Raw genomic sequence first — 26,637 nt, forward strand, 5'->3', positions numbered from 1 at the left:
GGGGGGGGCGGGGGGGGGGGGGGGGGGGGGGGGCCCGGGGGGGGGGGGGGGGGGGGGGGCGCGGGGGGGGGCGCCCCGCGGGGGGCGGGCGGGCTGTTGGGGGCGGGCGGCGCGGCGGGCCGCCCAGAGGTCCTGTCCGCCGTCGCCGCCGGTCGCCGGCTGCTGGGGGGCCGCGGCCTCGGCGGCACGAGCAGCGGAGGCCGCGGCCTCGGCGGCGCGAGCGGCGGAGCGGCGACGAGCCCTGCCGGACCCCGTGCCACGCCCGCCACGCGAACCGCCGGCTCGCCCGTCGCCGGCCCCGGCAGCAGCACCAGGCGCGCCGGAACGGCCGGAACCGTCATAAGCGCCGGGAACCCCGCTGGAACGGCCGGAACCGTCATAGGCGCCGGGAACACCGCCGTACCCGCCGGAAGCGCCGCCGGAGGCGAAGGGGCCGCCCGGGCCCGGGGTGTTGTCGGCGGGGTCGCCGGAGCGTCGTCCCGATCTCACAGCCCTGACGCCCCGATCAGGTTGCCCAGCCCGTACGTGATCCCCGCGGCCACCGCGCCCACCACGAGCTGACGCAACCCCGAGTACCACCAGCTGCGCGCCGTCACGGCGGACACCAGCGCGCCCGCCCCGAACAACGCCGCGCACGACACCACGGCCGACAAGGTAAGCCCCTCGACTCCGAACAGGTACGGCAGGAGCGGCAGCACCGCCCCCACACTGAACGACAGGAACGACGACACCGCCGCCACCTTCGGCGAGGGCAGCGCGCCGGGAACGACACCCAGCTCGTTCTGGGCGTGGACCTCAAGGGCCCGCTCGGGATTGCGGGAGATCTGCCGGGCCACCGCCGCGGCGAGGCCGGGCTCCACCCCCTTGTCCACGAACGACTGAGCCAGCTCGGCCAGCTCGGCCTCCGGGTTGCCGGCGAGCTCCCGCTGCTCCACGGCGATCTCGGCCTGGGCCAGCTCGCGCTGGCTGGCCACGGAGACGTACTCGCCGCCCGCCATGGACAGGGCCCCGGCCGCCAGCCCGGCCACGCCGCTGAGGGCGACGACCCTGGTGCTGGCGGTGCCGCCCGCGACGCCGGCGATGAGCGCGAAGTTCGACACCAGGCCGTCCATCGCGCCGAACACCGAGGGCCGCAACCAGCCCCCGCTGACGTCGCGATGGCGATGGTGGATCTCCGCGCCGCCGGTCATCGCGGGTTCTTCTCCTTCGCCGCGGCATCGTCGTCCGCGTCGGTGTCGGAGGGTTCGGCGGGGCCGTCGCGATCGTCGCCGTTCTCGCCGTGATCGGCTGGCTCGGCCGGCACGGCGGCCGGCGCGTCGGACGAGCCGGGATCGGCCTGACCGCTCTCGTGCGCCGGATCCACCGCCAGGTCGAGCGGCACGACCCGCTCCTCGGTGTCCTTGTTCCTGGTCAGCCAGAGGTAGACCAGCGCGCCGACGAACAGCACGATGGACGTCCACTGGTTGAGCCGCAGGCCGAGGAAGGTCACCGCGTGGTCGACCCCGCCGACCGGGTCGATGCGCAGGCCCTCGATCCAGAAGCGGCCCAGCGTGTAGCCGGCGACGTAGAGGGCGAACAGCCGCCCGTGCCGCAGCGCGAACCGCTTGCCCGCCAGGATGAGCAGGAAGCCGAGCGCGACGTCCCACAGCGACTCGTACAGGAAGGTCGGGTGGTACAGGACGCCCGGCTCGCCGCCGTGGTCGACGTCGATCTCCAGGCCCCACGGCAGCGTGGTCGGGCCGCCGTAGAGCTCCTGGTTGAACCAGTTGCCCCAGCGGCCGATGGCCTGCGCGAAGGCGATGCCCGGCGCGACCGTGTCGGCGACGGCGCTCATGGAGATGCCGCGCTTGCGCACGGCCCACCACACGCCGACGCCGCCGAGCGCGATCGCGCCCCAGATGCCGAGCCCGCCCTCCCAGATGAACAGGGCCTGGTACGGCTTCTTGATCGCACGGCTGCCGAAGTAGGTCTGCCAGTCGGTGATGACGTGGTAGAGCCGGCCGCCGATCAGACCGAAGATCACCGCGGGGACCGCGATGTCGATGATCGTCCCCTTCTGGCCGCCGCGGGCGACCCAGCGCCGCTCGCTCAGCCAGACGGCGACGACGACGCCGAGCACGATGCACAGTGCATAGGCCCGGATCGGGATGATTCCGAGATACCAGACCCCCTGGGAAGGGCTGGGAATCGAGGCTAGGGGCATGTCAGGTGAGGGTAGCGCAGCCTGCGGCTACTTGGCGGCCTTCGTGACCGCATCGCGAAGTTGCTGCGGCGAGAACGCCGCCTCGCCGATGCTGGTGCCGTTGACCTTCACGGTGGGCGTGCCCTCGATCGACTGCGCCGACATGATCTTCGCACTGTCCGTCAGCACGGCGGGAGCGTGCTTCTGGGACGTGACGCAACTCTCGAAATCGGGCGAGGTGACCCCGGCCTCCTTGCCCCACTCGACGAGCTGGCCGGTCTTGAACCCCTCGACGGTCTCGGCCGGCTGGTTCTTGTAGATCAGGTCGTGGAAGGCCATCCACTGCTTGCCGTCGGCGACGCAGCGGGCGGCCGCCGCGGCGCGCACGGAGTTGCCCTTCGTCGGCTCCCTGGAGAAGATCGTGATCGGATGGAAGACGACCTTGGCCTTGCCCTCGGCGGCCAGGTTCTTGAAGGTCGAGCCGCTGACCCGCTCCAGCTCCTTGCAGACGGGACACTGGAAGTCCTCGTAGATGTCGACCACCGGCTGCGTCACGCCCGCCTTGGCCATCACGGCGCTGCCGTCGGGCTGCAGGGTGATCGGCGCGAGCTCGGCCCCGGCCTGCTCCGACTTGGAGGAGCTGATCGTGTACCAGGCGCCGAGGCCGACCGCGGCCACCGCGACCACGGCCGCGGTCGTGTAGGTCACCACCTTCTTGCGCTTCTCCTGGGCGCGGGCGGCGGCCTGCTGTTCCCTGATCTTCTCGCGCGCCGACATGTTCTGGTCAGACTTGGTGCGCTGCGCTTTGCTCATCCTCGATCTCCTCTTCGTCACCTGTGTCCTCCTCGGCACCCGCCAGTCCGAGCGCCCCGTCGAGGGCGAACCGTCCCGGCGGGAAGCGGGCCGTCCATGCGCCGAGCAGCACCAGGCCGAAGTCGCGCAGGATGTCGAGCAGGTAGGCCGGCTCCTGTCCTGTCTCCAGCTGGCCGCCGCCGCCGAAGCAGCCGCAGTCGATCCGCAGGCCGTGCGCCCAGGCCCAGGCGATGCCGAACACGAAGGCGAACATGAGCAGCGCGGCGACCACCGCTGCCACCCTGGTCAGCAGACCGACGACCAGGAGCACGCCGACGACGATCTCCAGGATCGGCAGGACGTAGCCCACCATCTCGGCGATCGACTCGGGCAGCAACTGGTACGCCTTGACCGCGACCACGGAGTCGGACGGATTGCCGATCTTCAGCGCGCCCGCCGCGATCAGCACGCCCCCCAGGATCAGCCGGGCGACGGTCGTCACCCACAGTATCGCCGATCTGCCGTTGTGTGACGGTTGTGACGCGGCCACGGGTGATCTCCTCTTCCTCTGCGCCGGGAATGCGCACAGTACCGGGACATCATCCGATCACGCTCGGGATAAGCGTCGGCTAAGGCAGAGTCCCGTTCACGAAATGGTAGGAAGTCCACGATACTGCTGCGCCCGGAATTCGCTCGGCGGCAGACCGGCGCGGCGGGTGAACAACCTGGTGAAATAGGCCGGGTCGTCGTAGCCGACGCGCCGGGCCACGGCGGCGACCGGCAGGTCGGTGGTGGCCAGCAGGTCCTTGGCCCGGTTGAGCCTGATGGACAGCACGTAGTCCTTGGGGCTGCACCCGGCCAGCCGGCGCACGGCGCGGCGCAGCTCGGTGAGCGGCATGCCGAGGCGTCTGGCGTGCTCGGCGACCGGCACCGGCAGGCAGGCGTCCCTGGCCAGCCCGGCCAGCACCGGGTCGCCGTAGGGGTCCTCGTCGGCGCGGCCGCGCCTGAGGGCGACCAGGACCTCGTGCACGATGGCCGAGGTCTCCACCTCCAGGTACGGGCCTCCCCTGCGGCACGCCTGGGCGATGCGGCCGATGGCGTGGGCGGCCGGTTCCGCGGTGGTGAGCGGGGTGACCGGGTTGCCCGCGTCCACGAAGCCGAGGTCCTGGTAGGCGGTGGCGGCGGGGCCGGTGAAGTCGACGAACCACTCGTCCCAGCCGGCCTCGTCGGGCGCGTAGTGGTGGCGTACGCCGGGCAGGAGCCAGATGACGGCGGGCGCGACGACGTCGACGACGGGCCCCTCCCCCTGGCGGAACCACCCGCGGCCCGCGGTCACCAGGACGGCCACGTGGTGCTGCAGGGTGCGCGGCCCCACCGTGGGCAGCCGCCCCTCCTGGCGCCCGACGCCGAGGCACACCAGGCCGAGCCCGCGATGGGCGGGCCCCGGGGTCAGGTACTGCATCCACTTGCCGTAGGGCGGGGTCATCCGGTCTCCGCGGTTGAGTCCAACAGGTTGTCTGGGTTTGTCCATGGCCGTTGACCTGCGGTCTTGGCAGGGTTGCGGGGCGCGAAATCCTATCGGAGGAAGAGTTATGGGTGTTTTCTCGGTCGAGAACGGAGTGTTCCGGCTCGACGGCGCGGAGTTCAGGGTGTTGTCGGGCGCCATGCACTACTTCCGGGTGCATCCCGGGCAGTGGCGGCACCGGCTGGCGATGTTGCGGGCGATGGGGCTGAACACCGTCGAGACGTACGTGCCGTGGAACCTGCACGAGCCGCGCAGGGGCGAGTTCCGCCGGATGGAGGAGCTGGGCGCGTTCCTGGACGCGGCGGCCGAGGAGGGGCTGCTGGCGATCGTGCGGCCGGGCCCCTACATCTGCGCCGAATGGGACAACGGCGGCCTGCCGGCCTGGCTCACCGGCCGGATCAGGACCTGCGACCCCGAGTACCTGGGCCACGTGGACCGCTACTTCGACCGGCTGCTCCCGCAGGTCGTCGAGCGGCAGGTGACCCGCGGCGGCAACGTGATCATGGTCCAGGTGGAGAACGAGTACGGCTCCTACGGCAGCGACCTGACCTACCTGCGCCACCTGGCCGACGGCCTGGCGGCCAGGGGCGTCGAGGTGCCCCTGTTCACCTCCGACGGCCCGGCCGACTGGTACCTGACCGGCGGCACCGTGCCGGGCGTGCTGGCCACGGTGAACTTCGGCTCCGATCCCGACCGGGCCTTCGCCGCGCTGCGCGAGCACCGGCCGGACGACCCGCCGTTCTGCATGGAGTTCTGGTGCGGCTGGTTCGACCACTGGGGCCACGAGCACGTGACCAGGGACGCCGGTGACGCGGCCGCCGTCCTGGAGCGCATACTCGAACTCGGCGCGTCGGTGAACCTGTACATGGCGCACGGCGGCACCAACTTCGGCACCTGGGCGGGCGCCAACCAGGCCGGCGAGCGCGCGATGGGCGACTGGCGGCCGACCGTCACCTCCTACGACTACGACGCGCCGATCGACGAGCGCGGGGCGCCCACCGAGAAGTTCTGGCGCTTCCGCGAGGTGTTGTCGCGGTACGCGGGCGAGCCGCCGGCGGTGCCGCCGGTCCCGGCCGTGCTGCCGCCGGCGACGTTGCGGCCGGTGCAGTCGGCGTCGCTGGGCGAGGCGCTGGAGGCGGTGGCGGGGCCGGTGACGAGCGCGCCGGTGCCGCCGTCGTTCGAGGAACTGGGGCTGGAGCACGGGCTGGTGCTGTACCGGGCGCAGGTGCCGGGGCCGCGCGGCGCGTACCGGCTGCGGCTGCCGGGGCTGCGCGACCGGGCGCACGTGTTCGTGGACGGCCGGCTCGCCGGGGTGTTCGAGCGCGACGCCGAGGAGCCGGAGGTGACGGTGTCCGGCCCCGCCACGGTGGAACTGCTGGTGGAGTCGATGGGACGGACGAACTACGGGCCGCTGACCGGCGAGAGCAAGGGCCTGACCGGCGGCGTCCTGCACCACCAGCAGTACCTGAACGGGTGGAGCGCGCGGCCGATCCCGCTGGCGGACGTCTCCGCGGTGCCGTTCGCCGGCGGCCCGGAAGCCGGGCCCAGGTCGTTCTTCCGGTTCGTCCTGGAGGTGGACGAGCCCGCCGACACGTTCCTCGCGCTGCCCGGCTGGGGCAAGGGGTACGTCTGGGTGAACGGCTTCTGCCTGGGCCGCTACTGGGAGCGCGGCCCGCAGCGCACCCTCTACGTCCCGGCCCCGCTGCTGCGCGCCGGGACGAACGAGATCGTCGTCCTGGAGCTCGACCAGGTGGGCCCGGCCCTGGAACTGCGCACCGAGCCCGACCTGGGCTGACCCCGGCGGCGGCACGACATGACGAAAGGCGCGCCCCCTACTGGGGGACGCGCCTTTCGCGACGGACTGGGACGGCCCGGCGAGGGCTCAGCGGCGCACGCCGCGGGCCATGTCGCCGGCCAGCGCCATGATCGACTCGCGACCGGCGGCCTCGTCGGGCGCGTCGAGGATGCGGCGGATGAACGCCGACCCCACGATCACGCCGTCGGCGTAGCGGGCCACCTCGGCCGCCTGCGCGCCCGTGCCGACGCCCAGGCCCACGCAGACGGGCAGGTCGGTGTGCGCGCGGGTGCGCTTGACCAGGCCCTCGGCCGCCGAGTTCACGCTCTCCCTGGCGCCTGTGACGCCCATCAGCGAGGCGGCGTAGACGAAGCCGGTGCAGCAGTCGACCACGGCCTTGATGCGCTCCTCCGTGGAGCTGGGCGCCACCAGGAACACCGTGTCGATGCCCGCCTCGGCCGAGGCCGTGCGCCACGGCTCGGACTCCTCCGGCGTCAGGTCGGGCGTGATCGTGCCCACGCCGCCCGCGTTGGCCAGGTCACGGGCGAACCGGTCGGCGCCGTAGCGGTCGATCGGGTTCCAGTACGTCATGACGAGCGTGGCGGCCCCCGTGGCGGCGACCCCCTCGACGGTGCGCATCACATCGGCGATGCGGGTGCCGTTGACCAGCGAGCGGTGCACCGCGTCCTGGATCGTCGGCCCGTCCATGAGCGGGTCGGAGTAGGGCAGGCCGATCTCGATGACGTCGCAGCCCGCCTCGACCAGGGCCGCGGCGGCGGCGATCGCGCCGTCCTTGGACGGGAAGCCGGCAGGCAGGTAGCCGACGAGCGCGGCCCGGTTGTCCGCCTTCGCCTTGGCGAAAACCGTCTGAAGAGTCGTCATGTCTGTCCGTTTCGAAGGTCGAGTCCCACCATGATGCCCTGCCGCAGGCCGTCTCCCGGTCACCCGCGCCGCGCTGCCGGGGGCGTCAGAGGTTGAAGTACTTCATGGCGGTGCCCATGTCCTTGTCGCCGCGCCCGGACAGGTTGACCAGGATCGTCGAGTCGGGGCCGAGCTCGCGGCCCAGCTTCAGCGCGCCCGCCAGCGCGTGGGAGGACTCGATGGCCGGGATGATGCCCTCGGTCCTGGCCAGCAGCGAGAACGCCGCCATGGCCTCGTCGTCGGTGACGCCGTGGTAGGTGGCGCGGCCGGAGTCCTTCAGCCAGGCGTGCTCGGGGCCGACGCCCGGGTAGTCGAGGCCGGCCGAGATCGAGTGGGACTCGATCGTCTGGCCCTCGTCGTCCTGGAGCACGTACGTGCGTGAGCCGTGCAGCACGCCCACCGAGCCGGCGGTGAGGGTGAGCGCGTGCTCGCCGCTCTCCAGGCCGTGGCCGGCCGCCTCGTAGCCGTGCAGGGCCACGTTCTCGTCGCCGATGAAGGCGTGGAAGATGCCGATGGCGTTGCTGCCGCCGCCGACCGCCGCGCACACCGCGTCGGGCAGCCCGCCGGTCAGCTCCTGCATCTGGCGGCGGGCCTCGACGCCGATGATGCGGGCGAAGTCGCGCACGATCTCGGGGAACGGGTGGGGCCCGGCGACGGTGCCGAACAGGTAGTGGGTGGTGTCGACGTTGGTCACCCAGTCGCGGAACGCCTCGTTGATGGCGTCCTTCAGCGTCTTGGAGCCGTTGTGGACGGGCACCACGGTCGCGCCGAGCAGCTTCATCCGGGCCACGTTGAGCGCCTGGCGCTCGCAGTCGACCGCGCCCATGTAGATGACGCACTCCAGGCCGAGCAGGGCGGCCGCGGTGGCCGTGGCCACGCCGTGCTGGCCGGCGCCGGTCTCGGCGATCACCCGCTTCTTGCCCAGGCGCCTGGTCAGCAGCGCCTGGCCGAGCACGTTGTTGATCTTGTGGGCGCCGGTGTGGGTGAGGTCCTCCCGCTTGAGCACGATGCGCGCGCCGCCGGCCTCCTGGCTGAAGCGCCGCACGTCGGTCAGCGTGGTCGGCCGGCCGGCGTAGGTGCGCAGCAGGTGGTCGAACTCGCGCAGGAACTCGGGATCGGTTTTGGCCTTGTCGTAGACGGCGGCCACCTCGTCGAGCGCGGGGATGAGCGCCTCGGGCACGTAGCGGCCGCCGAAGATGCCGAACTTGCCGTGCAGGTCGGGGTCGTTGCCGTACGCGGCGCCGCCGGCCAGGTCGGCGGCGCTGAGGATGGAGCCTTCGTTAGCCACTGCTATCCCTCTGCTGAGTGGTCGGGGCGCGTCGACGGGTGAGCGCCGGCGGTCACCAACGCCTCCACGGCCTTGCGCGGATCCTTGCCGGTGACCAGGCTCTCCCCCACCAGGACGGCGTCGGCGCCACCCCTGGCGTAGGCGAGCAGGTCGTGCGGGCCGCGCACGCCCGACTCGGCGATCTTGATCACATTATCCGGGATCTTCGGCGCCAGCTTCGCGAAGACGTCGCGGTCGACCTCAAGAGTCTTCAAATTACGCGCGTTGACCCCGATGACCCGCGCCCCGGCGGCGACCGCCCGCTCCAGCTCCTCCTCGGTGTGCACCTCGACCAGCGGGGTGAGCCCGATGGACTCGGCCCGCTCGATCAGCGACACCAGCGCCTCCTGCTCCAGGCAGACGACCATCAGCAGCGCCAGGTCGGCGCCGTGGGCCCTGGCCTCCCAGAGCTGGTAGGAGGTGAGGATGAAATCTTTACGCAGGATGGGGATGTCGACGCGGGCGCGGACGGCCGCCAGGTCCTCCAGGCTGCCCCCGAACTTGCGCCGCTCGGTCAGCACGCTGATCACGTGGGCGCCGCCGGCCTCGTAGTCGGCCGCGAGCGCGGCGGGGTCGGCGATGGCGGCGAGCGCGCCCTTGGACGGGCTCGACCGCTTGACCTCGGCGATCACCGAGATCCTGTCACCCCCGAGTGCGGCCATCGCGTCTCTCGGCCCCTGGGCCCGCTCGGCTCGCCGCTTGAGCTCGTCGATCGACACGGCCTGCTGACGTGCGGCGAGATCGGCGCGCACCCCTTCGAGGATGTCGTCGAGGACACTCGGTCCTTCCGTCCGCTCACTCACGCGCTTGAGGTCCCTCCGGTTGACAGTGGGGGTGGCAGAGAGTTCGCCTCGCGTCCGCTCTCGGCCTTGTCCTGCGATGGTATCGGCCCCACCGGGGTCACCTCGCCACAGGGCCCGTACTACGGCGCGAGGAACGCCCCGAAGGGGAGGTTTCGGACGACCCAGTAGACCATCACGACCGCGAGGAAGGCCCACAGCCACGCCGGATGGGCCAAAGTGGTGCGCCGCGGCCTGCCCTGCCATGCCCGTACGACCCACCGGCCCCACCAGAACAGCAGGAACGGGATCATGGCGACGGCCAGCGGATTGAGCCCCAGGGCGGCCACCGGGTCGAGGTGGGCCAGCGCGTGGATGGTGCGCAACGTGCCGCAGCCCGGGCAGTAGAGGCCGGTGACCCACAGGAACGGGCAGGTCGGGTAGTGGCCGGGCTGGTTGGGGTCGACCACGCCGACCACGCCGAACACGGCTCCCGCCGCGGCCGCAACACCGAGCGGCGCGAGCAGGCCCTTCAGCCGCCCCGTCCCCCGCCGCCCGGTTGTTGCGATGTCCATGCTGTCAGTATCCCCGTCCGTCAGTACGAGCCGTAGCTGCTCGTCGAGGCGGCGAGCAGGATGAACACCACCACGTAGAAGATGATGAGCAGGACGATGGCGATGATGCCGAAGATCAGGCTGCGCTTCCACCAGGTCTTGGCCTCCTCGGCGGCCTGCATGGCGCCCTGGACGTCGCCGACCTGCCACTTGGAGTTGACCTGCGACGACTTCACGATGGCCACGATGCCGAGGGGCAGGCAGCAGAACAGGGTGGTGAGGATCGCCGGGACCAGCTGGTTGTCCGGCGGGGTGCCGCCGCCGCCGGGGCCGTAACCGCCACCGGGGTAGCCACCGGGCGGCTGCCCGTAACCGCCGCCGGGGGGCGGGCCGTAGCCGCCACCGCTCGGGGGCTGCTGCCCGTAACCGCCACCGGGGGGCTGCTCACCATAGCCGCCGCCACTCGGGGGCTGCTGGCCGTAGCCGCCGCCGTAACCACCGCCGCTGGGCGGCTGCTGGCCGTAGCCGCCACCACCGCTCGGCGGCTGCTGCCCGTAACCGCCGCCGGGCGGCTGGGCGCCGTAACCGCCGTCGCCCTGGTTTCCGTAACTCATGCTCGTGACTCCTCATGTCGTCAGCGTGAAGCGAGTTGCGCGCGGCAGCCTAGCGATAAAGCATCCCCTACGTGGACTAACGCCCACGTTGCGGACAATTCGTAATCACACCGCAAGCGGGGCGTCACGCTGCGCCCCGCCCGTTCACGAGTAGTCGCTGACGGAGGCCGCCGAGCCGATGCCGATCAGGGTCAGCCAGAACCCGCCGAACAGGATCCAGAAGAGCACGAACAGCACGACCATGATGTACGAGGTCACCAGGCCGCCCATCGCCATGCCCTGGCCCTCCTCCCCCGTGCGCTTGATGCGGTTGAGCGCGATGTGGCCGAGGATGACGCCGACGATGCTGGTCGCGCCGCAGGTGACCAGGCCGACGATGCCCAGGATGAGCGAGGCCACCGCCATGCCGTTGGTGGAGCGGGGCTGCTGCGGGGCGCCGTACTGGCCGTAGCCCTGCTGGCCGTAGCCCGGCCGCCCGTAGGTCTGCTGGCCGTAGCCGGGCTGGGCGTAGCCGCCGCTCGGGGGCTGCGGCTGCTGGCCGTAGCCGAGGGGCTCTTGGGGGTAGCTCGGCGGCTGCTGGTTGTAGCCGTAACCGCCGCCGCTGGGCGGCTGCTGGCCGTAGCCGCCACCGCTCTGCGGCTGCTGGCCGTAACCCCCGCCGCTCTGGGGCTGGTGGCCGTAACCCGGGCCCTGGCCGTAGCCGCCGCCGGTGGGCGGCTGCTGGCCGTAGCCGCCGCCGGGGGGCTGCCCGCCGTGGCCCCCGCTGCCGCCCTGGTCCCCGTAGCTCATGAGCTGGCTCCTCTTGTCTTCTGACGAGTTGCACCGGCAGCTTATTGAGAAAACGTTTGCCGAGCAGACAGAGGTTCAGAACCGTGGAGATTTCGTAACTACCGCCCTCAACGGGGTTCCGGGGACTCCGTCGGGTCGTCGCCGCGGTCGAGCGCGTCCCACAACTCGCGGTCCTCATGGCCCCTGCGGGCCGCGACCGCGCCCGCCCGCTCGCCCGCCCGCTCGCCCGTCGCGTCAGCCGCCCTGTCGTAACGCGACGACATGCCCGCCCACCTGCCGCCGCGCACCGCGGCCAGCACGCCGCCGGCCAGGAGCAGGAACGCGCCGAGTCCGGCCACCACCGGCCAGCCCGGCACGGGCTCCCAGGGCAGGCCGGCCACCGCGCGGACCGCGTTGTGCTCGCGCAGCCAGCCGGTCACGGTGGCCGAGGCCAGCCCCGCCCACGTGCCCGCCGCCGCGCCCGCGCCGCAGAGCGCCACCAGCGCGCCGACGACCCGGCGCCCGGCGCCCTTGGTCGCCAGGACGGCCACCACGCCCGCCAGCCCGGCCAGCCCCAGCGGCGAGAGCACGGGGCTCAGGTCGCCGCCGGTCGGCGCGACCGCGTCGGCGGCCTGCGCGCCGAGCACCCGCACCCAGACCTGACCGGCCGCCAGCAGCACCAGGCAGCTGCCCAGGACGGTCAGCGCCAGCCACGCCCACAACTCGCGCCGCCCGTTCCCGGAGCCCTTGCCGGAACCCTCGCCAGACGTCATGCCGGAGCCGCTAACCGAGCAGACCGGCGTCGAAGCAGGTGCGGTCGCCCGTGTGGCACGCGGCGCCGACCTGGTCGACCTTGACCAGGATGGTGTCGCCGTCGCAGTCGAGGGCCACGCTCTTGACGTGCTGGACGTGCCCGGAGGTGTCGCCCTTGACCCACAGCCGGTCGCGGCTGCGCGACCAGTAGGTGGCCCGGCCGGTGGTGAGCGTGAGATGCAGCGCCTCGTCGTTCATCCAGGCCATCATGAGCACTTCGCCGGTGTCGTGCTGCTGGGCGATGGCGGGCACGAGGCCGTCCGCGTTGCGCTTCAGCCGTGCGGCGATCTCGGGGTCGAGGGACATGGTGCCATTCAACCAGCCCTCCCCCGTGCTCCCGCCTCCGGCTGGGCCAGCGCCTGCGACAAGGTGTCATGGATCGGGAACAGGGCCGCCAGGTTCGTCCTGCGCAGCCGCCGCAGCACCTGGCCGTCCGAGGCCACCAGCGCCATCGTGCCGTCCCTGTCGCGCAACGCGGCGAGCTGACGCACCAGGACCCCGAGCCCCGTGGTGTCGATGAAGGTCAGCCCCGTCAGGTCGACCACCAGCCGCGTGCCGTCGGCCGCCACCGCCTCGTCCAGGCACCTCCTGACCCGGGCGACGTTGTCCACGTCGACCTCGCCCGTGAGGGCGACCACCACGATGTCCCCGTGCCTGCTGTGCGTCGTCTCCAGAACGTTCACGCCCATGCCTTTCATGACCCTTCCTGGGCGGCCCCGCCGAAAACGTACACCGGCGGAACGGGTGACGGTGTGTTTTGCCGAGAACGCGTTACGTGATCGCGGGCATCACGGTAATTTCTAGGCGACGCGTGCTAGGGAGGACACATCGTGGTGCACGTCGCGGGCTCGGTCCTCGACCCCGATCTGGGGGACCACGTCTGCCTGCCGTTCGAGGGCGAGCGGGAGCGCATGACGACGACCAGGCAGTTCACACTCAACGGGCTGCGCCGCCGGACCAAGGTGGTGATCATCACCCATGCGGAGACCCCCGAGCGCACCCGGGGCCGGCTGGCGCCGCTCGTCCCGGGCTTCGACGACGCCGAGGCGGCCGGGCAGGTGGAGATCCTGTCCTGCGCCGACACGCACTTCACCGACGGCCGCCTCGACCCCGACCGCCTGCTGCACGCCCTGGCCGACGCCCACCACCGGGCGCGCCGGCACGGCCAGCACGGCGTCTACGCCCTGATCGACGCCTCCTGGGGAGCGCGCGACGCGCAGGCCCAGGCGGCGTTCGAGGCCACCGCCAACGAGCTGTTCGGCGAGCGCTGGCTGGCCGCGGTGTGCCAGTACGACCGCGAGCTGTTCCCCCTCGACGCCATCGAGCGGGCCACCGCGGTGCACCCCATCGCGCCCGAGCAGGCCCTGCTGCGCTTCGCCAGCACCTCCTCGCCGCCGGGGCTGCGGGTGTGGGGCGACGTCGACCTCACCAACCGGCCGGCGTTCGGCTCGGTGTTGTCGCCGCTGGAGAAGGAGCCGGGCCAGGTCGTGATCGACGCCTCCCACCTCGACTTCATCGACGCCGGCTCGGCCAGGCTGCTGACCGTCACGGCCGCGGCCAGGCCGTACGGCTCGACCGTGGTCGTCTGCGCCGAGCGGGTGGCCCGGGTGCTCCGGCTGGTCAGGGCCGACACGCACGTCGTCGTCCGCCGGGTGGGCGATGGGTAGGCAGGTGCTCCGGGCGACCTTCGCGCGCGGGCGCATCACGTTCCTGCGCAGGGCCGTGGCCGAGCAGGCCGCCTACGAGGGGCTGAGCGGCCGGCGGCTGGAGGACTTCGTGCTGGCGGTCAACGAGGTCACCACCAACGCGGTCCTGCACGGCGGCGGCCAGGGGCGGCTGCGGTTGTGGTCGGGCGAGGGACGGCTGTGGTGCGAGGTCACCGACCAGGGTCCGGGGCTGCCGCCCGGCTGGATGGGCGAGGCGCGCCCGCCCGCGGGGCTGGAGTTCCGCGGGCGGGGGCTGTGGCTGACCCGGATGTTGTGCGACCACATCACGATCGTGTCCGGTCCCGCGGGCACGAGCGTGACGTTCGCCGCCGCCCTCGACTAGGGACGCGCGCTCAGGAGTGCGCCGCCGAGACCCAGGAGGCGTGCAGGTCGGCGTAGACGCCGGGCTGGGTGACCAGCTCGGCGTGCGGGCCGCGCTGCACCAGGCGGCCGGCGTCGAACACCAGCACCTCGTCGGCGTTCTCCGCCGTCGACAGCCGGTGGGCGATCGAGACGGCCGTGCGGCCCCGGGTGACGCCCTCCAGCGCGCGGGCCAGGCGCACCTCGGTGGCCGGGTCGACGGCCGAGGTGGCCTCGTCCAGCAGCAGCAGGTCGGGGTCGGCGAGGTAGGCGCGGGCCAGGGCGACGAGCTGGCGCTCGCCCGCCGACAGCGACTCCCCGCGCTGGCCGACGGGCGTGTCCAGGCCCGCGGGCAGGCCCTCGACCCAGTCGGCCAGGCCCAGCTCGGTCATCGCGAGCTGGATCTCCTCGCGGGTCGCCGGCGGCCTGCCGTACCGGACGTTGTCCTCCAGGGTGCCGTCGAACAGGAAGCCGTCCTGGGGGACCATGACGATGCGTTCGCGCAGGGAGGAGAAGCGCACGTCGCGCAGGTCGTGGCCGTCCACCGTGACGCGGCCGCCGACCGGGTCCATGAGCCGGGTCAGCAGCTTGGCGAACGTGGTCTTGCCCGACCCGGTCTCGCCGACGACGGCGACGCGCGAGCGCGGCGGGATCTCCAGCGAGACCTCGCGCAGCACGGGCGGGCCGCCCGGGTAGGAGAAGTGCACGTTCTCGAAGGCCACCGAGATCGGGCCCCTGGGCAGCTGCACGCCCTTCTCGCCGGGGTCGGCGACGTCCGGCGGGGTGTCCAGCACGCCCAGGATGCGGCGGTACCCGGCGACCGCGTTCTGGGCCTCGTTCAGCACCTCGGTGGCGGTCTGCAGCGGCGAGACGAACAGCGTGACCAGGAAGAGGAAGGCCACCAGCTTGCCCGCGGTGATGTCGCCGGACACGCCGAGCCGGACGCCGAGCAGCACGATCCCGGCGATGGCCAGCGCGGCCACGATCTCGGTCAGCGGGAAGACGAAGCCGACGATGGTCTGGGCCTTGATCTGCGCGCTCCTGTTGGCGTCCACGGCCTTGTCGATGCGGTCCGCGGTACGCCGCTCGGAGGCGTAGGCCCTGATGACGGCGGCGCCGACGACGGACTCGCTGACCGCGGCGAGCATGTCGCCGGTCCGCTCGCGCACGGTCGTGTACGCCCGCGACAACAGCCGCTGGAACCGCGGCAGCGCGATCATCAACGGCACGAAGCACACCCACACCAGCAGCGTGAGCTGCCAGGAGTAGACCAGCATGAGCACGCTGGCCACGAAGAGCTGGCCGAACGCCACGATGATCATCAGCCCGCCCCACTGCATGAACGTGCTGATCTGGTCGATGTCGTTGGTGACCCGCGAGACCAGCGCGCCGCGCCGCTCGCTGTTCTGGGTGAGCACCGACAGGTCGTGAACGTGCCGGAACCCGCGCACACGCAGGCTGGCCAGCGACGACTCGGTGGCCTTGTACAGGCGCACGTTCATGATGTAGCCGGCCAGCGCGGTCAGCAGCACGGCCGCGGCGCACACCAGGACGGCCCGGGTGATGTACGGCAGGTCCGGCGTGCCGCTCTTGATGCCGGTGTCGATCGTCTGCTGCACCGCGATCGGCACGATGATCTTGCCGATGGTCGCCACGACGGCCAGCCCGAGCGTGCCGGCCAGCCCCTTGCGGAACTCGGGGGTCAGCGACAGGCCGTGCCAGATGGTGGCCAGCGCCGACCGCTCGACGTTGCCCTGGAGCGCCTCGCTCATGCGCTGACCTCTTCCTCTTCCTCTTCGGCGTCCTGGGCCAGCGACAGGTCGATGGCGGCCCGTTCGGCCTCCTCGCGCTCGTAGGCGGTCACCAGGTTGCGGTATCCGGGACAGCGCACGAGCAGCTCCTCGTGGGTCCCGCGGTCCTCGACCCGGCCGTGGTCGAGGTAGACCACCTCGTCGGCCAGGGCGATGGTGGCCATCCGGTAGGCGACGACCACGACGGTGGAGGCCTCCGCGCTGTCGCGCAGCCCGTGCAGGATCTTGGCCTCGACCTGGGGGTCCACGCTGGAGGTGGCGTCGTCGAGGATGAGCAGGCGCGGGCGGCGGACCACCGCGCGGGCCAGCGCGATGCGCTGGCGCTGACCGCCGGACAGCGACGCGCCGCGCTCGCCGACGCGGGTGTCGAGCCCGTCGCCCAGGCGGCCGACGAAACCGTCGGCCTGGGCCAGGCGCAGCGCCGCCCACACGTCCTCGTCGCCGGCGTCCAGGCCGAGGGCGACGTTGCCGCGTACGGTGTCGTCGAACAGGAACGTCTGCTGCGGCACCAGCGCGGCCGAGCCGGCGATGGCGCCGTGGGGCAGGTCGCGCACGTCGACGCCGTCGAGCAGCACCTGCCCGGAGTCGGGGTCGACGAGCCGGACCAGGAGCTGGACCAGCGTCGACTTGCCCGACCCGGTCGGCCCCACCAGGGCCACGGTACGGCCGGGCGGCACGTCGAAGGTGACGTCGTGCAGCACCTCGGCCTGGCCGTAGGCGTAGGACACGCCGGCCACCTTCAGCTCGGCGGGCCCGGACGAGGCCACGGGCGTGTCGCCGTAGTCCATGGAGCCGTCGGCGTCGAGCACGGCCTGCACCCGCTGCCAGCCGACGACGCTGCGCGGCAGCTCGGCCAGCACCCAGCCCAGCGCCCTGATCGGGAAGGCCAGCAGCGTGAACAGGTAGGCGACCTGCACCAGGTCGCCGGAGTCGATCGAGCCGGTGGACAGGCGCAGCGCGCCGACCCCCAGCACGGCGAGCACGCCGATCGTGGGCAGCGCCTCCAGCATGGGGTCGAACAGCCCGCGCACCCGGCCGACGGCGATGTTGGCGTCGCGCAGCTCGTGGGCGCGGCGGCGGAACCGGTCGGTCTCCAGTTCCTCGCGGCCGAGGGTCTTGATGACCAGCGCGCCGTCGAAGCTCTCGTGCGCGATCTCGCTCACCTCGGCGCGCAGCTGCTGGGCGCGGGTGGCCAGGGGGCTGAGCCTGCGCTGGTAGACCAGGTTCAGCACGGCGATGGCCGGGAAGATCAGGAAGCCCACCAGCGCGAGCACGAGGTCGGTGAACAGCATGGCGACGGCCGCGGTGAACAGCATGACCAGCACGCCGACGGCCATCGGCAGCGGCGCGAGCGGCGCCCAGGCGGCCTCGGCGTCCGCGCTGGCGTTGGACAGCAGTTGCCCGGTCGGGTGCCGGTGGTGCCAGGACAGCGGCAGCCGCAGGTACTGCTTGGTCACGTCCCTGCGCGACCTGGCCTGCATGCGGTACTGCACGACGCCGGCCAGGATGCGCCGTCCCGCCACGCCGATCGCCTTGAGCAGGGCGGTGCCGATGATCAGCAGCGCTCCCGTCCACAGGGCGCCGGCGGAGGTCCGGCCCTGATCGAAGGCGGGCAGCACCACGTTCTGCGTCGCCCAGCCCAGTGCCCAGGCCGAGGCGACGGTCATGCCGCCGTAGACCGCGCTGGCCAGCGCGGCCATCGCGAACACGGCTCTCTCCGTGCGAATGGCCACCCCAAGGACACGCAGCCCTTGACGCATGACGGCCGAGGTGACCTTGCTCGCCACTCCGTGTTTTTCCCTTCAAACGTCGATATTTCTATCTATGTCCCTATCACGACCGATCATCTCCTTATTCCCACAGGTAGGCTTGGCGGGGTGACTCACGCTCGTGGCGAACGCACCGCGCTCTGCGACCTGTTCGACCGGCTCGGCCCCGACGCGCCCACCCTGTGCGAGGGGTGGACCACCTACGACCTGGCCGCCCACCTCGTGCTGCGCGAGCGCCGGCCGGACGCCATGGGCGGCATCGCGATCAGCGCGCTGGCGGGCTACACCGCCTCGGTCCAGAACGGCCTGAAGGCCAGACACCCCTACCCCGAGCTGGTGGGCATCGTGCGGCGGCCCGGCGGCGTCTACGGGCTGCTGCCCTTCCTGGACACCGCGGTCAACACCCTGGAGTTCTTCGTCCACCACGAGGACGTGCGCCGCGCCCAGCCCGGATGGGAGCCGCGCGAGCTGCCGGCCGACCTCGACGAGCTCATCTGGAAGCGGGTGTCGGCGGGCGCCCGGCTCATGCTGCGCCGCTCGCCGGTGCGCCTGGTGCTGCGCCGCGCGGGAGGCGGTGCGGCAGGCGGCGGTGCGGCAGGCGGCGGGGTGGCGCTCGGCGGGGCGCGGGAGGGCGCCAAGGTTCAGGTCACCGGCACGGCCCAGGAGCTGCTGCTGTTCTGCTTCGGCCGGCAGGAGCACGCCAGGGTGGAGCTGACCGGCGACGACGCGGCGGTGAGCCGGGCAACCGAAGCCCGGCTCGGATTCTGACCGAAACCCTCGGCCCAGAAACCCCTCGTCTTAAACCTCCAGCCCGTACGATGGCACAGGAAAGAAGCCCCCCGGTTAGGATCTTGGACATCTTCACAGAAGATGACCGTGATCGCCCAGATCCGGGTATATACGGCTGGGAATGGACTGCAGGAGGCCCCCCATGCAGGTCAAGAAGGTGGCTACGTACGTTCTGGTGGCGTTCGTGGTCTTCTACCTGTTCACCCGGCCGGCCCAGGCGGCGGCCGCGGTCAACGGCGTGTTTGACGGAATTGTCCAAGGAGCCAACCAATTGGCGGTCTTCTTTACGAATGTTCTGACCTGATGTTCGCGTTCTGTCCGCGCTAGGTGCTTCCACGCGCTGACAGATCGTGTTACGCAGGCAGGATGAGAGATCGCCCCAGCGGCAACAAGATCAATCAGCTCGATCCGCAGGCCCGGCGCGTCCTCGAACGGGCAGAGCTTGAGGGCATCGAGCTGATCCGTTTCCTGTACGCCGACCACGGTGGCGTGGTCCGTGGCAAGGCGGCGTCCCGGTCCCGGTTGGCCGAACGGCTCAACTCGGGCATCGGGCACACCGTGGCCATGATGGCGATGAACATGCTCGACCAGCTCCAGGAGGTCGAGCACCTGGGTCCGGTGGGCGAGGTTCGCATTGTCCCCGACCCGGCCACGTTCGTCCCGTTGCCCCATGCGCCGGGCGCCGCCGCGATGCTGTCGGACCTGCGCCGGCCCGACGGCTCACCGTGGGAGGCCTGCGCCCGCACGTTCCTCAAGGACGCCGTGGCGGAGCTGGCCGGCGACGGCTACCGGATCGAGGCGGCCTTCGAGCCCGAGTTCACGCTCGGCCGCCGCCTGCCCGACCCCAATGGCGGCCCCGACCGGCTGGTGCCGCTCGACGACTCTCTCTGCTATGCCGGCACGGGCTTCGACACCGCGCACGACTACACGATCAAGCTCATGCGCGCGCTGGAGACCCAGGGCCTGCGCGTCGAGCACTACCACCCCGAGCTCGGCCCCGGCCAGCAGGAGCTGTCGGTGCGCCACGCGCCCGCGCTGCGCGCCGCCGACAACCACGTGCTCTACCGGGAGACCGTGCGCGGCGTGGCGATGCGCATGTCGATGTGGGCCTCGCTGGCCCCCAAGCCGCTGGCCGACCAGGCCGGCAACGGCGCCCACCTGCACCTGTCGCTGTGGCGCGACACCCAGAACCTGTTCGCCGAGGACGGCGCGGAACGCGCGCACTTCATCGGCGGCCTGCTCGCCCACCTGCCCGGCCTGACCGCCCTGACCTGCGGCAGCGTCAACAGCTTCCGCCGGCTCGCACCCCGCATGTGGTCCAGCGCCTACGCGGTCTACGGCCCCGACAACCGGGAGGCGGCCGTGCGCGTGTGCTCGCCGCTGGGCGAGAGCGGCGAGCCGAACCTGGAGCTGAAGCCGTCGGACTCCTCGGCCAACCCGTACCTGTCGCTCGGCGCGGTCATCCACGCAGGGCTCGACGGCGTCCGCCGCAAGCTCGACCCGGGCGAGGCCGTGGACATCGATCCCGACACCATGCCGGACCGCTACCCCCGCCTGCCCGGCTCCCTGGAGGAGGCGCTCGACGCGCTGGAGGCCGACGAGGTGCTCATGGAGGCGCTCGGGCCGTTGCGGCGCAGCGCGTACCTGGCGGTCAAACGTTCGGAGGCGGCCTCGTTCGCCGCCAAGGACGCCTCCTACGAGCTCTTCCACCACATGCGCGTGTTCTGACCGCCTGCCGGCCCCAGCGCCGCCGACCCCGCGCGGGCGGGGCCGGCGAGCGGCCTCAACGGACCGGGGACCGCAACCGACCGGGCGGCCCCAGCGGACCGGGTGACCTCGAGAACGGATCGGGCGGCCCCAGCGGACCGGGTGACCTCGAGAACGGATCGGGCGGCCCCAGCGGACCGGGTGACCTCGAGAACGGATCGGGTGCTCTCAGCGGACCGGGTGGCCCGCCATCCGCAGCGTCTCCTTGACGTCGCCGATCTTCAGCGTGCCGAAGTGGAACACGCTGGCGGCCAGCACGGCGTCGGCCCCGGCCGCGATCGCCGGCGGGAAGTCCTCCAGCCGGCCGGCCCCGCCGCTGGCGATCACCGGCACCCGCACCGCGGCGCGCACCGCGTGCAGCAGCTCCAGGTCGTAGCCGTCGAGGGTGCCGTCGCCGTCCATGGAGTTGAGCAGGATCTCGCCGACGCCCAGCTCCTCGCCGCGCGCCGACCACTCCACCGCGTCGATGCCGGTGCCGCGCCGGCCGCCGTGGGTGGTGACCTCGAACCCGCTGGGCATGCCCGGCGCCCGGCGGGCGTCGACCGACAGCACCACGCACTGCGCGCCGAACCGCCGCGACGCCTCGGTCAGCAGCTCGGGCCTGGCGATGGCCGCGGTGTTCAGGGACACCTTGTCGGCCCCGGCCCGCAGCAGCCGGTTGACGTCGTCGACCGCGCGCACGCCGCCGCCCACGGTGAGCGGGATGAACACCTGCTCGGCGGTCCTGCGCACCACGTCGAGCATGGTCTCCCGCTCGCCCGAGGAGGCGGTGATGTCGAGGAAGGTCAGCTCGTCGGCGCCCTCCTCGTCGTAGCGCCTGGCCAGCTCGACCGGATCTCCCGCGTCGCGCATGTTCTCGAAGTTGACGCCCTTGACGACCCGTCCGGCGTCGACGTCGAGACAGGGGATCACTCTTACCGCTACGGTCATGCTCGCAGTGCCTCGATTTCGATCTCGACCAGCATTCGAGGGTCCACCAGCCCGGCGACCCTCACTCCTGTGCAGGCGGGCCGCACGTGCCCGAAGACTTCGTAGATGGCCCGGCCGACGAGGTCGAAGTGGCGCTGCTCCACCACGTAGTAGCGGACCATGACGACGTCCTCGCGGGTCAGGCCGCCGACCTCGACGGCGTCGAGCGCGATGTCGATGGCGGTCAGGCTCTGCCGGTAGGCGTCGCCGACGTGGCGCACCTCGCCGTCGATCGTGGCCGTGCACCCGGAGACGATCACGCGCTCGCCCACGACCACGGCGCGGGCGTAGCCGTACTTCTCCTCCCAGATGCCGCCCGAAAACACCCTCGGACCGGTGCTTTCCATGCTGACGCTCATTCCGCCCCCTCCCGGCGAAGCTAAACGCGTACCGCGGCCAGCGCGTCCTCAAGAGTGAACGCGTGAGCGTACAGGGCCCTGCCCACGATGGCTCCCTCCACTCCGTCCGGGACGAGAGAAGCCAGTGCCACCAGGTCGTCAAGACTGGACACGCCGCCACTGGCGATCACGGGCTTGTCGGTGTGTGCGCAGATCCGCCGGTAGAGGTCGAGGTTGGGACCCTGCAGCATGCCGTCCTTGGTCACGTCGGTGACGACGTAGCGGGGGCAGCCGTCGGCCTCCAGGCGGTCGAGCACCTCCCACAGGTCGCCGCCCTCCTTCGTCCAGCCGCGGGCGGCCAGCGTGGTGCCGCGCACGTCGAGGCCCACCGCGATCCGGTCGCCGTGCTCGGCGATGATCTTCCGGCACCAGTCGGGGTTCTCCAGGGCGGCGGTGCCGATGTTGACCCGGCGGCATCCGGTGGCCAGGGCGGCGGCCAGCGACTCGTCGTCACGGATGCCGCCGGACAGCTCGACCTTGACGTCGAGCTTGCCGATCACCTCGCTGATCAGCTCCTTGTTGGAGCCCCTGCCGAACGCGGCGTCGAGGTCGACCAGATGGATCCACTCGGCGCCCGCCTCCTGCCAGGCCAGTGCCGCGGCGAGCGGCTCGCCGAAGCCGGTCTCGGTCCCGGCCTCACCCTGGACGAGGCGTACGGCCTGGCCATCGGCGACGTCCACGGCGGGAAGCAATACGAGCGACATTCAGGTCCTCCGGTCGAAAGCGAGGGTCACGACAACAGGTGCGAGCAGCAGGGAGAAGACGAACACGGCGAGGCTCACCGCCGGCGAGCCCCAGACCAGCCACACGATCGCCTGCACGATCAGGAAGCCGAGCGCCACCGCGACGTTCTGGGCGCGATGGCGGCGGGCGATCAGGCCGCCCTGCCGGGCGAACCTCACCGGGCGCGGGATCAGGCGGGCGGTCAGGGCGCGGCGCCGGGCGCGGCGCGCCTGCCGCTCCTCGTTGAGCCGGATCGCGCGCGCCCGCCCGGCCTCCCGCTCGGCCCGCCGGCGCGCCCGCTCCTTGCTCATACCGTCTCTAGCCAGTTCCTCAGCAGGGCGGCTCCGGCGTCGCCGGACTTCTCCGGGTGGAACTGGGTGGCCATGAGCGGGCCGTTCTCGGCGGCGGCCACGAACGGCACGCCGTGCTCGGCCCAGGTGACCACGGGCGCGGCGAAACCGGGGTCGGCCGGCTGCAGCTCCCACTCGCGCACGCCGTAGGAGTGCACGAAGTAGAAACGGGTGTCGGCGTCGAGCCCGGCGAACAGCACGCTGTCAGCGGGCGCCTTGACCGTGTTCCACCCCATGTGCGGCAGCACGGGCGCCTCCAGCCGCTCGACCGTGCCCGGCCACTCGCCGCAGCCCTCGGTCTCGACGCCGTGCTCGACGCCCCGCGCGAACAGGATCTGCATGCCGACGCAGATGCCCAGCACTGGACGCCCGCCGGCCAGGCGGCGGCCGATGACCCGGTCGCCGTGCACGCCCTTGAGCCCGGCCATGCAGGCCGCGAACGCGCCGACGCCCGGCACGACCAGCCCGTCGGCGTCGAGCGCCGCGTCGAAGTCGGCGGTCACGGTGACGTCCGCGCCCACCCTGGCCAGGGCCCGCTCGGCCGAGCGCAGGTTGCCCGAGCCGTAGTCGAGCACCACGATGTTCTTGCTCACCACCACAACACCCCCGCCGTGATCGCCATCGCCGCGCCGAGCGCGCAGCACGCCGCGCCCACCTTGAGCCCCTGCTTGGCCAGCGAGAACACGCCTCCGGCGAGGAACAGCCCGAGGAACACCATCACGCCCGCGATGAGGTTGTCGGTCATAGCACGCCCTTGGTGCTCGGCACGCCCGAGGCGCGCGGGTCGAGCTCGGACGCCTCGCGCATCGCCCTGGCCAGCGCCTTGAACTGGGCCTCGACGATGTGGTGGGCGTTGCGCCCGTACGGGACGTGCACGTGCAGGCAGATGGCCGCCTGGGCCACCAGCGACTCCAGGATGTGCCGGGTCATCGTCGTGTCGTAGTCGGGGCCGATCATCGGGGCCATGCCCGCGGGCTCGGTGTGCACGAGGTACGGCCGCCCGGACAGGTCGACCGTGACCTGGGCCAGCGACTCGTCCAGCGGGCACGACGCACTGCCGAACCGCCGGATGCCGGACTTGTCGCCCAGCGCCTGGCGGAAGGCCGCGCCCAGCGCGAGCGCGGTGTCCTCGATCGTGTGGTGGGAGTCGATGTGCAGGTCGCCCTCGGTCTTGACGGTCAGGTCGAACAGACCGTGCTTGCCGAGCTGGGCCAGCATGTGGTCGAAGAAGCCCACCCCGGTCGAGACGTCGACCAGCCCGGTGCCGTCGAGGCCCACCTCGACCAGCACCGAGGTCTCCTTCGTTGCCCGCTCCACGCGCCCTACGCGACTCACAGAACCTCCTCCATCGCGGCGCGGAAGGCCGCCATCTCCTCGCCGGTGCCGATCGACACACGCAGCCATTCTGGCGGGCCCACCTCGCGGATGAGCACACCGCGCGCCAGCAGCCCCTCCCACACCTTGCGCCGGTCGGGGAACCGCCCGAACAGCACGAAGTTGGCGTCGGAGTCGGCCACCGACAGCCCCTTGCCGCGCAGCCACGCGACCGTGGCGTCGCGCTCGGCGCGCAGCGCGTCGACCGTGCCGAGCAGCTCGGCGCGGTGGCGCAGCGCGACCCGGGCGGCCGTCTGGGTGAGCGTGGACAGGTGGTACGGCAGCCGCACCAGCAGCAGCGCCTGCACCACGGCCGGGTGCGCGGCCAGGTAGCCGAGGCGGGTGCCGGCCATGGCGAACGCCTTGGACATCGTGCGGGTGACGATCAGCCTCGGGTGGCGCGGCAGCAGCGTGAGCGCCGACGGAGTGCCCTGGCGGGCGAACTCGGCGTAGGCCTCGTCGATCACCACCACGCCCGGCGCGGCGGCCAGCACGGCCTCGATCGTCGACAGCGGCTGCGCGGTGCCGGTCGGGTTGTTGGGCGAGGCCAGGAAGACGATGTCGGGCCGGTGCTCCTCGATCGCCGCGACGGCCTTGCCGGGGTCGAGGGAGAAGTCGTCCTCGCGGACGGCGCTGATCCACTCGGTGCTGGTGCCGGTGGTGAGGATCGGGTGCATCGAGTACGACGGCTCGAACCCGATGGCGGTGCGCCCGTGGCCGCCGAAGGCCTGCAGGATCTGCTGGAGCACCTCGTTGGAGCCGTTGGCCGCCCACACCTGCTCGGGGCTCAGCCCGTGGCCCAGGTAGGCGGCCAGGTCGGCGCGCAGCTCGGTGGCGTCGCGGTCGGGGTAGCGGTTGAGCTCGCCCGCGTTCGCGGCCACGGCCCGCGCCAGGTCGGCGACCAGCGCGGGCGAGGGCGGATAGGGGTTCTCGTTGGTGTTGAGCCGGACCGGCACGTCGATCTGCGGCGCGCCGTAGGGCGAGCGGCCCTTCAGGTCGTCGCGGATCGGCAGGTCGGCGAGGGTCAGGTCGTCGGACGCGTTCACTCGGTCTCCGTGGGGACTCGCCAGTCGAAGCGGGCGCGGATCGCGGCGCCGTGCGCCGGCAGGTCTTCGGCGTCGGCCAGCACCGACACGTGGGCCGCCGCGCGGGCCAGCGCGTCGCGGGTGTAGTCGACGACGTGGATGCCACGCAGGAACGACTGCACCGACAGGCCGCTGGAGTGGCAGGCGCAGCCGCCGGTGGGCAGCACGTGGTTGGAACCGGCGAGGTAGTCGCCGAGCGAGACCGGCGCGTAGGTGCCGACGAAGATCGCTCCGGCGTTGCGGACGCGGGCCGCGACCTCGGCCGCGCCGGCGGTGTGGATCTCCAGGTGCTCGGCCGCGTACGCGTCGACGACCTTGATGCCGTCGTCGATCGAGGAGACCAGCACGATGCCCGACTGCCGGCCGCCCAGCGCCTCGGTGATGCGCTCGGAGTGGCGGGTGGCCGAGACCTGGCCCGGCAGCTCCTTCTCGACCGCCTCGGCCAGCTCGAGGCTGGTGGTGACCAGGACGGCGGCGGCGATCGTGTCGTGCTCGGCCTGGCTGATCAGGTCGGCGGCGACGTGCACCGGGTCGGCGGTCTCGTCGGCCAGGATGGCGATCTCGGTGGGGCCGGCCTCGGAGTCGATGCCGATGCGGCCCTTGAGCAGGCGCTTGGCGGCGGCGACCCAGATGTTGCCGGGGCCGGTCACCATGGTCGCGGGCGGGCACTCCTCGGTGCCGTAGGCGAACATGGCCACGGCCTGCGCCCCGCCCACGGAGTAGACCTCGTCGACGCCGAGCAGCGCGCACGCGGCCAGGATGGTGGGGTGGGGCAGCCCGCCGAACTCCTTCTGGGCCGGGCTGGTGACGGCCAGCGAGGCGACGCCCGCCTCCTGGGCCGGGACGACGTTCATGACCACGCTGGAGGGATAGACGGCACGGCCGCCGGGCACGTAGAGGCCCACGCGGTCGACCGGCACCCAGCGCTCGGTCACCGTGCCGCCGGGCACGACCTGCGTGGTGACGTCGGAGCGGCGCTGGTCGCGGTGGACCAGCCGGGCCCGCCTGATCGACTCCTCCAGCGCGGCCCTGACCCGGGGGTCGAGCTCGTCGAGCGCCCGCCGGACGGCGTCGGCGGGCACGCGGGCGGAGGCGATCTCGACACCGTCGAACCTGGCGGTCAGCTCCCGTACGGCTGCCGCCCCGCGATGGCGCACGTCGTCGCAGATGGGCCGCACCTTCTCCAGGGCGGCCTCGACGTCGAGCTCGGCGCGGGGCAGCACGTCGCGCAGGTCCGCAGGAAGGGAACCGCGCATGTCAATACGGGAAATCACCCTGACAGTCTACGGAGTCCGGGCCCCGCATCCGCTTCTGTCCAGAATGCGGGACGCAGGTTGGACACGTTACGGGGGCCGCGAGCGCGGCGTTCGCCTCACCGTGATCCCGACGTTCCTGATGTTCAGCCAGGCCGGGCTGGTGGACACGCTCGGGGCGCTGGTCATCCCGCAGCTCAGCTCGTCGGTCGG

Annotated in this window: 31 protein-coding genes; 6 read left to right on the forward strand and 25 right to left on the reverse strand. The window is 72.2% G+C overall.

Translation table 11 applies throughout. From position 1 onward, the window contains the following. Positions 1-485: 485 nt before the first annotated feature. From AB0J71_RS47925 to AB0J71_RS47945, 5 genes are all read right to left on the reverse strand, one after another. Positions 486-1,190: a VIT1/CCC1 transporter family protein gene (locus tag AB0J71_RS47925; RefSeq protein WP_352329678.1), complete on the reverse strand. Its 705-nt coding sequence runs from the start codon at positions 1,188-1,190 to the stop codon at positions 486-488. Next, positions 1,187-2,203, reverse strand: coding sequence for a prolipoprotein diacylglyceryl transferase (lgt, locus tag AB0J71_RS47930; RefSeq protein WP_352329680.1), 1,017 nt, complete (start codon positions 2,201-2,203; stop codon positions 1,187-1,189). Before lgt ends, AB0J71_RS47925 begins: the two co-directional genes overlap by 4 nt. Before the next feature lie 27 nt (positions 2,204-2,230). Beyond that, positions 2,231-2,995 (reverse strand): thioredoxin domain-containing protein, encoded by a 765-nt coding sequence (locus AB0J71_RS47935; RefSeq protein ID WP_352329682.1) that lies wholly within the window; start codon positions 2,993-2,995, stop codon positions 2,231-2,233. Then, a complete protein-coding gene (locus AB0J71_RS47940) occupies positions 2,967-3,476 on the reverse strand; it encodes a MauE/DoxX family redox-associated membrane protein (RefSeq protein WP_352329684.1) in 510 nt (169 codons plus the stop codon). Before AB0J71_RS47940 ends, AB0J71_RS47935 begins: the two co-directional genes overlap by 29 nt. A 144-nt stretch (positions 3,477-3,620) precedes the next feature. Then, positions 3,621-4,460, reverse strand: a complete 840-nt coding sequence (locus tag AB0J71_RS47945; RefSeq protein WP_352329685.1) for a helix-turn-helix transcriptional regulator — start codon at positions 4,458-4,460, stop codon at positions 3,621-3,623. 106 nt (positions 4,461-4,566) lie between these two features. On the opposite strand from AB0J71_RS47945, the gene AB0J71_RS47950 reads away from it, so the two are divergent. Further along, on the forward strand, positions 4,567-6,294 hold the full coding sequence (locus AB0J71_RS47950; RefSeq protein ID WP_364421006.1) for a beta-galactosidase family protein: 1,728 nt from the start codon (positions 4,567-4,569) through the stop codon (positions 6,292-6,294). Between the two features lie 87 nt (positions 6,295-6,381). On the opposite strand, the gene trpA is transcribed toward AB0J71_RS47950, so the two are convergent. The 9 genes from trpA to AB0J71_RS47995 form a co-directional block, all read right to left on the reverse strand. After that, the gene (gene trpA, locus AB0J71_RS47955) at positions 6,382-7,176 is read right to left on the reverse strand and encodes a tryptophan synthase subunit alpha (RefSeq protein ID WP_352331346.1); all 795 of its coding nucleotides are present in this window, start codon (positions 7,174-7,176) and stop codon (positions 6,382-6,384) included. An 85-nt stretch (positions 7,177-7,261) separates the two neighbouring features. After that, complete coding sequence (trpB, locus tag AB0J71_RS47960) at positions 7,262-8,467, reverse strand: tryptophan synthase subunit beta (RefSeq protein ID WP_364390904.1); 1,206 nt, start codon at positions 8,465-8,467, stop codon at positions 7,262-7,264. 38 nt (positions 8,468-8,505) lie between these two features. After that, positions 8,506-9,345: an indole-3-glycerol phosphate synthase TrpC gene (gene trpC, locus AB0J71_RS47965; RefSeq protein WP_125630391.1), complete on the reverse strand. Its 840-nt coding sequence runs from the start codon at positions 9,343-9,345 to the stop codon at positions 8,506-8,508. A gap of 119 nt (positions 9,346-9,464) precedes the next feature. Further along, positions 9,465-9,896 (reverse strand): DUF2752 domain-containing protein, encoded by a 432-nt coding sequence (locus AB0J71_RS47970; RefSeq protein ID WP_352331286.1) that lies wholly within the window; start codon positions 9,894-9,896, stop codon positions 9,465-9,467. 20 nt (positions 9,897-9,916) lie between these two features. Then, positions 9,917-10,489: a CD225/dispanin family protein gene (locus AB0J71_RS47975; protein WP_364421009.1), complete on the reverse strand. Its 573-nt coding sequence runs from the start codon at positions 10,487-10,489 to the stop codon at positions 9,917-9,919. 144 nt (positions 10,490-10,633) lie between these two features. Then, positions 10,634-11,278, reverse strand: a complete 645-nt coding sequence (locus AB0J71_RS47980; RefSeq protein WP_364421010.1) for a DUF4190 domain-containing protein — start codon at positions 11,276-11,278, stop codon at positions 10,634-10,636. A 107-nt stretch (positions 11,279-11,385) separates the two neighbouring features. Continuing rightward, the gene (locus AB0J71_RS47985) at positions 11,386-12,030 is read right to left on the reverse strand and encodes a TIGR02234 family membrane protein (RefSeq protein WP_352326367.1); all 645 of its coding nucleotides are present in this window, start codon (positions 12,028-12,030) and stop codon (positions 11,386-11,388) included. Between the two features lie 10 nt (positions 12,031-12,040). Next, entirely contained in the window at positions 12,041-12,376 is a 336-nt protein-coding gene (hisI, locus tag AB0J71_RS47990; RefSeq protein WP_352326366.1) for a phosphoribosyl-AMP cyclohydrolase, read from the reverse strand. A gap of 8 nt (positions 12,377-12,384) precedes the next feature. After that, positions 12,385-12,759: an STAS domain-containing protein gene (locus AB0J71_RS47995; RefSeq protein WP_352326364.1), complete on the reverse strand. Its 375-nt coding sequence runs from the start codon at positions 12,757-12,759 to the stop codon at positions 12,385-12,387. Between the two features lie 141 nt (positions 12,760-12,900). Between AB0J71_RS47995 and AB0J71_RS48000 the strand changes: the two genes are divergently transcribed. Together AB0J71_RS48000 and AB0J71_RS48005 are read left to right on the forward strand one after the other, a co-directional pair. Beyond that, on the forward strand, positions 12,901-13,737 hold the full coding sequence (locus AB0J71_RS48000) for an MEDS domain-containing protein (protein ID WP_352326362.1): 837 nt from the start codon (positions 12,901-12,903) through the stop codon (positions 13,735-13,737). Continuing rightward, entirely contained in the window at positions 13,730-14,119 is a 390-nt protein-coding gene (locus tag AB0J71_RS48005) for an ATP-binding protein (RefSeq protein WP_352326361.1), read from the forward strand. Before AB0J71_RS48000 ends, AB0J71_RS48005 begins: the two co-directional genes overlap by 8 nt. A 10-nt stretch (positions 14,120-14,129) precedes the next feature. On the opposite strand, the gene AB0J71_RS48010 is transcribed toward AB0J71_RS48005, so the two are convergent. After that, positions 14,130-15,908, reverse strand: a complete 1,779-nt coding sequence (locus tag AB0J71_RS48010; protein ID WP_352326359.1) for an ABC transporter ATP-binding protein — start codon at positions 15,906-15,908, stop codon at positions 14,130-14,132. Beyond that, positions 15,905-17,707, reverse strand: a complete 1,803-nt coding sequence (locus AB0J71_RS48015; RefSeq protein ID WP_364421016.1) for an ABC transporter ATP-binding protein — start codon at positions 17,705-17,707, stop codon at positions 15,905-15,907. Before AB0J71_RS48015 ends, AB0J71_RS48010 begins: the two co-directional genes overlap by 4 nt. 117 nt (positions 17,708-17,824) lie before the next feature. Between AB0J71_RS48015 and AB0J71_RS48020 the strand changes: the two genes are divergently transcribed. The 3 genes from AB0J71_RS48020 (at position 17,825) to AB0J71_RS48030 (ending at position 20,233) form a co-directional block, all read left to right on the forward strand. After that, positions 17,825-18,484, forward strand: a complete 660-nt coding sequence (locus tag AB0J71_RS48020; protein WP_352326357.1) for a TIGR03085 family metal-binding protein — start codon at positions 17,825-17,827, stop codon at positions 18,482-18,484. Between the two features lie 163 nt (positions 18,485-18,647). Then, the gene (locus tag AB0J71_RS48025) at positions 18,648-18,809 is read left to right on the forward strand and encodes a hypothetical protein (RefSeq protein ID WP_185844438.1); all 162 of its coding nucleotides are present in this window, start codon (positions 18,648-18,650) and stop codon (positions 18,807-18,809) included. Positions 18,810-18,871: 62 nt separating this feature from the next. After that, complete coding sequence (locus AB0J71_RS48030) at positions 18,872-20,233, forward strand: glutamine synthetase family protein (protein WP_364421012.1); 1,362 nt, start codon at positions 18,872-18,874, stop codon at positions 20,231-20,233. 207 nt (positions 20,234-20,440) lie between these two features. Here the strand turns inward: AB0J71_RS48030 and hisF are convergent, their stop codons facing one another. From hisF to hisD, 9 genes are read right to left on the reverse strand one after another with little or no spacing between them, the layout of a single operon-like run. Further along, positions 20,441-21,202, reverse strand: a complete 762-nt coding sequence (hisF, locus tag AB0J71_RS48035) for an imidazole glycerol phosphate synthase subunit HisF (protein WP_352326355.1) — start codon at positions 21,200-21,202, stop codon at positions 20,441-20,443. After that, positions 21,199-21,588 (reverse strand): Rid family hydrolase, encoded by a 390-nt coding sequence (locus tag AB0J71_RS48040; RefSeq protein ID WP_352326354.1) that lies wholly within the window; start codon positions 21,586-21,588, stop codon positions 21,199-21,201. The genes hisF and AB0J71_RS48040 overlap by 4 nt, the downstream gene beginning before the upstream one ends. A 32-nt stretch (positions 21,589-21,620) precedes the next feature. Continuing rightward, positions 21,621-22,343: a bifunctional 1-(5-phosphoribosyl)-5-((5-phosphoribosylamino)methylideneamino)imidazole-4-carboxamide isomerase/phosphoribosylanthranilate isomerase PriA gene (priA, locus tag AB0J71_RS48045; RefSeq protein ID WP_352326353.1), complete on the reverse strand. Its 723-nt coding sequence runs from the start codon at positions 22,341-22,343 to the stop codon at positions 21,621-21,623. Next, a complete protein-coding gene (locus AB0J71_RS48050; protein WP_352326351.1) occupies positions 22,344-22,673 on the reverse strand; it encodes a hypothetical protein in 330 nt (109 codons plus the stop codon). Next, entirely contained in the window at positions 22,670-23,305 is a 636-nt protein-coding gene (gene hisH / locus AB0J71_RS48055) for an imidazole glycerol phosphate synthase subunit HisH (protein WP_364421014.1), read from the reverse strand. Before hisH ends, AB0J71_RS48050 begins: the two co-directional genes overlap by 4 nt. Next, positions 23,302-23,457, reverse strand: coding sequence for a hypothetical protein (locus tag AB0J71_RS48060; protein ID WP_352326349.1), 156 nt, complete (start codon positions 23,455-23,457; stop codon positions 23,302-23,304). The genes hisH and AB0J71_RS48060 overlap by 4 nt, the downstream gene beginning before the upstream one ends. After that, positions 23,454-24,047: an imidazoleglycerol-phosphate dehydratase HisB gene (gene hisB / locus AB0J71_RS48065; protein WP_352326348.1), complete on the reverse strand. Its 594-nt coding sequence runs from the start codon at positions 24,045-24,047 to the stop codon at positions 23,454-23,456. Before hisB ends, AB0J71_RS48060 begins: the two co-directional genes overlap by 4 nt. Beyond that, a complete protein-coding gene (locus AB0J71_RS48070; RefSeq protein ID WP_352326346.1) occupies positions 24,044-25,132 on the reverse strand; it encodes a histidinol-phosphate transaminase in 1,089 nt (362 codons plus the stop codon). The genes hisB and AB0J71_RS48070 overlap by 4 nt, the downstream gene beginning before the upstream one ends. Next, positions 25,129-26,445, reverse strand: coding sequence for a histidinol dehydrogenase (gene hisD, locus AB0J71_RS48075; protein ID WP_352326345.1), 1,317 nt, complete (start codon positions 26,443-26,445; stop codon positions 25,129-25,131). The genes AB0J71_RS48070 and hisD overlap by 4 nt, the downstream gene beginning before the upstream one ends. Between the last annotated feature and the right edge of the window lie 192 nt (positions 26,446-26,637).

Origin of the sequence: Nonomuraea sp. NPDC049637 (assembly GCF_040675235.1) — a bacterium.
Lineage (GTDB): Bacteria > Actinomycetota > Actinomycetes > Streptosporangiales > Streptosporangiaceae > Nonomuraea.

Coding starts and splice junctions, on each gene's coding strand:
- AB0J71_RS47925 (WP_352329678.1), bottom strand. CDS start 1,190: ATGACCGGCGGCGCGGAGATCCACCATCGCCATCGCGACGTCAGCGGG.
- lgt (WP_352329680.1), bottom strand. CDS start 2,203: ATGCCCCTAGCCTCGATTCCCAGCCCTTCCCAGGGGGTCTGGTATCTC.
- AB0J71_RS47935 (WP_352329682.1), bottom strand. CDS start 2,995: ATGAGCAAAGCGCAGCGCACCAAGTCTGACCAGAACATGTCGGCGCGC.
- AB0J71_RS47945 (WP_352329685.1), bottom strand. CDS start 4,460: ATGACCCCGCCCTACGGCAAGTGGATGCAGTACCTGACCCCGGGGCCC.
- AB0J71_RS47950 (WP_364421006.1), top strand. CDS start 4,567: ATGGGTGTTTTCTCGGTCGAGAACGGAGTGTTCCGGCTCGACGGCGCG.
- trpA (WP_352331346.1), bottom strand. CDS start 7,176: ATGACGACTCTTCAGACGGTTTTCGCCAAGGCGAAGGCGGACAACCGG.
- AB0J71_RS47970 (WP_352331286.1), bottom strand. CDS start 9,896: ATGGACATCGCAACAACCGGGCGGCGGGGGACGGGGCGGCTGAAGGGC.
- AB0J71_RS47975 (WP_364421009.1), bottom strand. CDS start 10,489: ATGAGTTACGGAAACCAGGGCGACGGCGGTTACGGCGCCCAGCCGCCC.
- AB0J71_RS47980 (WP_364421010.1), bottom strand. CDS start 11,278: ATGAGCTACGGGGACCAGGGCGGCAGCGGGGGCCACGGCGGGCAGCCC.
- AB0J71_RS47985 (WP_352326367.1), bottom strand. CDS start 12,030: ATGACGTCTGGCGAGGGTTCCGGCAAGGGCTCCGGGAACGGGCGGCGC.
- hisI (WP_352326366.1), bottom strand. CDS start 12,376: ATGTCCCTCGACCCCGAGATCGCCGCACGGCTGAAGCGCAACGCGGAC.
- AB0J71_RS47995 (WP_352326364.1), bottom strand. CDS start 12,759: ATGGGCGTGAACGTTCTGGAGACGACGCACAGCAGGCACGGGGACATC.
- AB0J71_RS48005 (WP_352326361.1), top strand. CDS start 13,730: ATGGGTAGGCAGGTGCTCCGGGCGACCTTCGCGCGCGGGCGCATCACG.
- AB0J71_RS48010 (WP_352326359.1), bottom strand. CDS start 15,908: ATGAGCGAGGCGCTCCAGGGCAACGTCGAGCGGTCGGCGCTGGCCACC.
- AB0J71_RS48015 (WP_364421016.1), bottom strand. CDS start 17,707: ATGCGTCAAGGGCTGCGTGTCCTTGGGGTGGCCATTCGCACGGAGAGA.
- AB0J71_RS48025 (WP_185844438.1), top strand. CDS start 18,648: ATGCAGGTCAAGAAGGTGGCTACGTACGTTCTGGTGGCGTTCGTGGTC.
- AB0J71_RS48030 (WP_364421012.1), top strand. CDS start 18,872: ATGAGAGATCGCCCCAGCGGCAACAAGATCAATCAGCTCGATCCGCAG.
- hisF (WP_352326355.1), bottom strand. CDS start 21,202: ATGACCGTAGCGGTAAGAGTGATCCCCTGTCTCGACGTCGACGCCGGA.
- AB0J71_RS48040 (WP_352326354.1), bottom strand. CDS start 21,588: ATGGAAAGCACCGGTCCGAGGGTGTTTTCGGGCGGCATCTGGGAGGAG.
- priA (WP_352326353.1), bottom strand. CDS start 22,343: ATGTCGCTCGTATTGCTTCCCGCCGTGGACGTCGCCGATGGCCAGGCC.
- AB0J71_RS48050 (WP_352326351.1), bottom strand. CDS start 22,673: ATGAGCAAGGAGCGGGCGCGCCGGCGGGCCGAGCGGGAGGCCGGGCGG.
- AB0J71_RS48060 (WP_352326349.1), bottom strand. CDS start 23,457: ATGACCGACAACCTCATCGCGGGCGTGATGGTGTTCCTCGGGCTGTTC.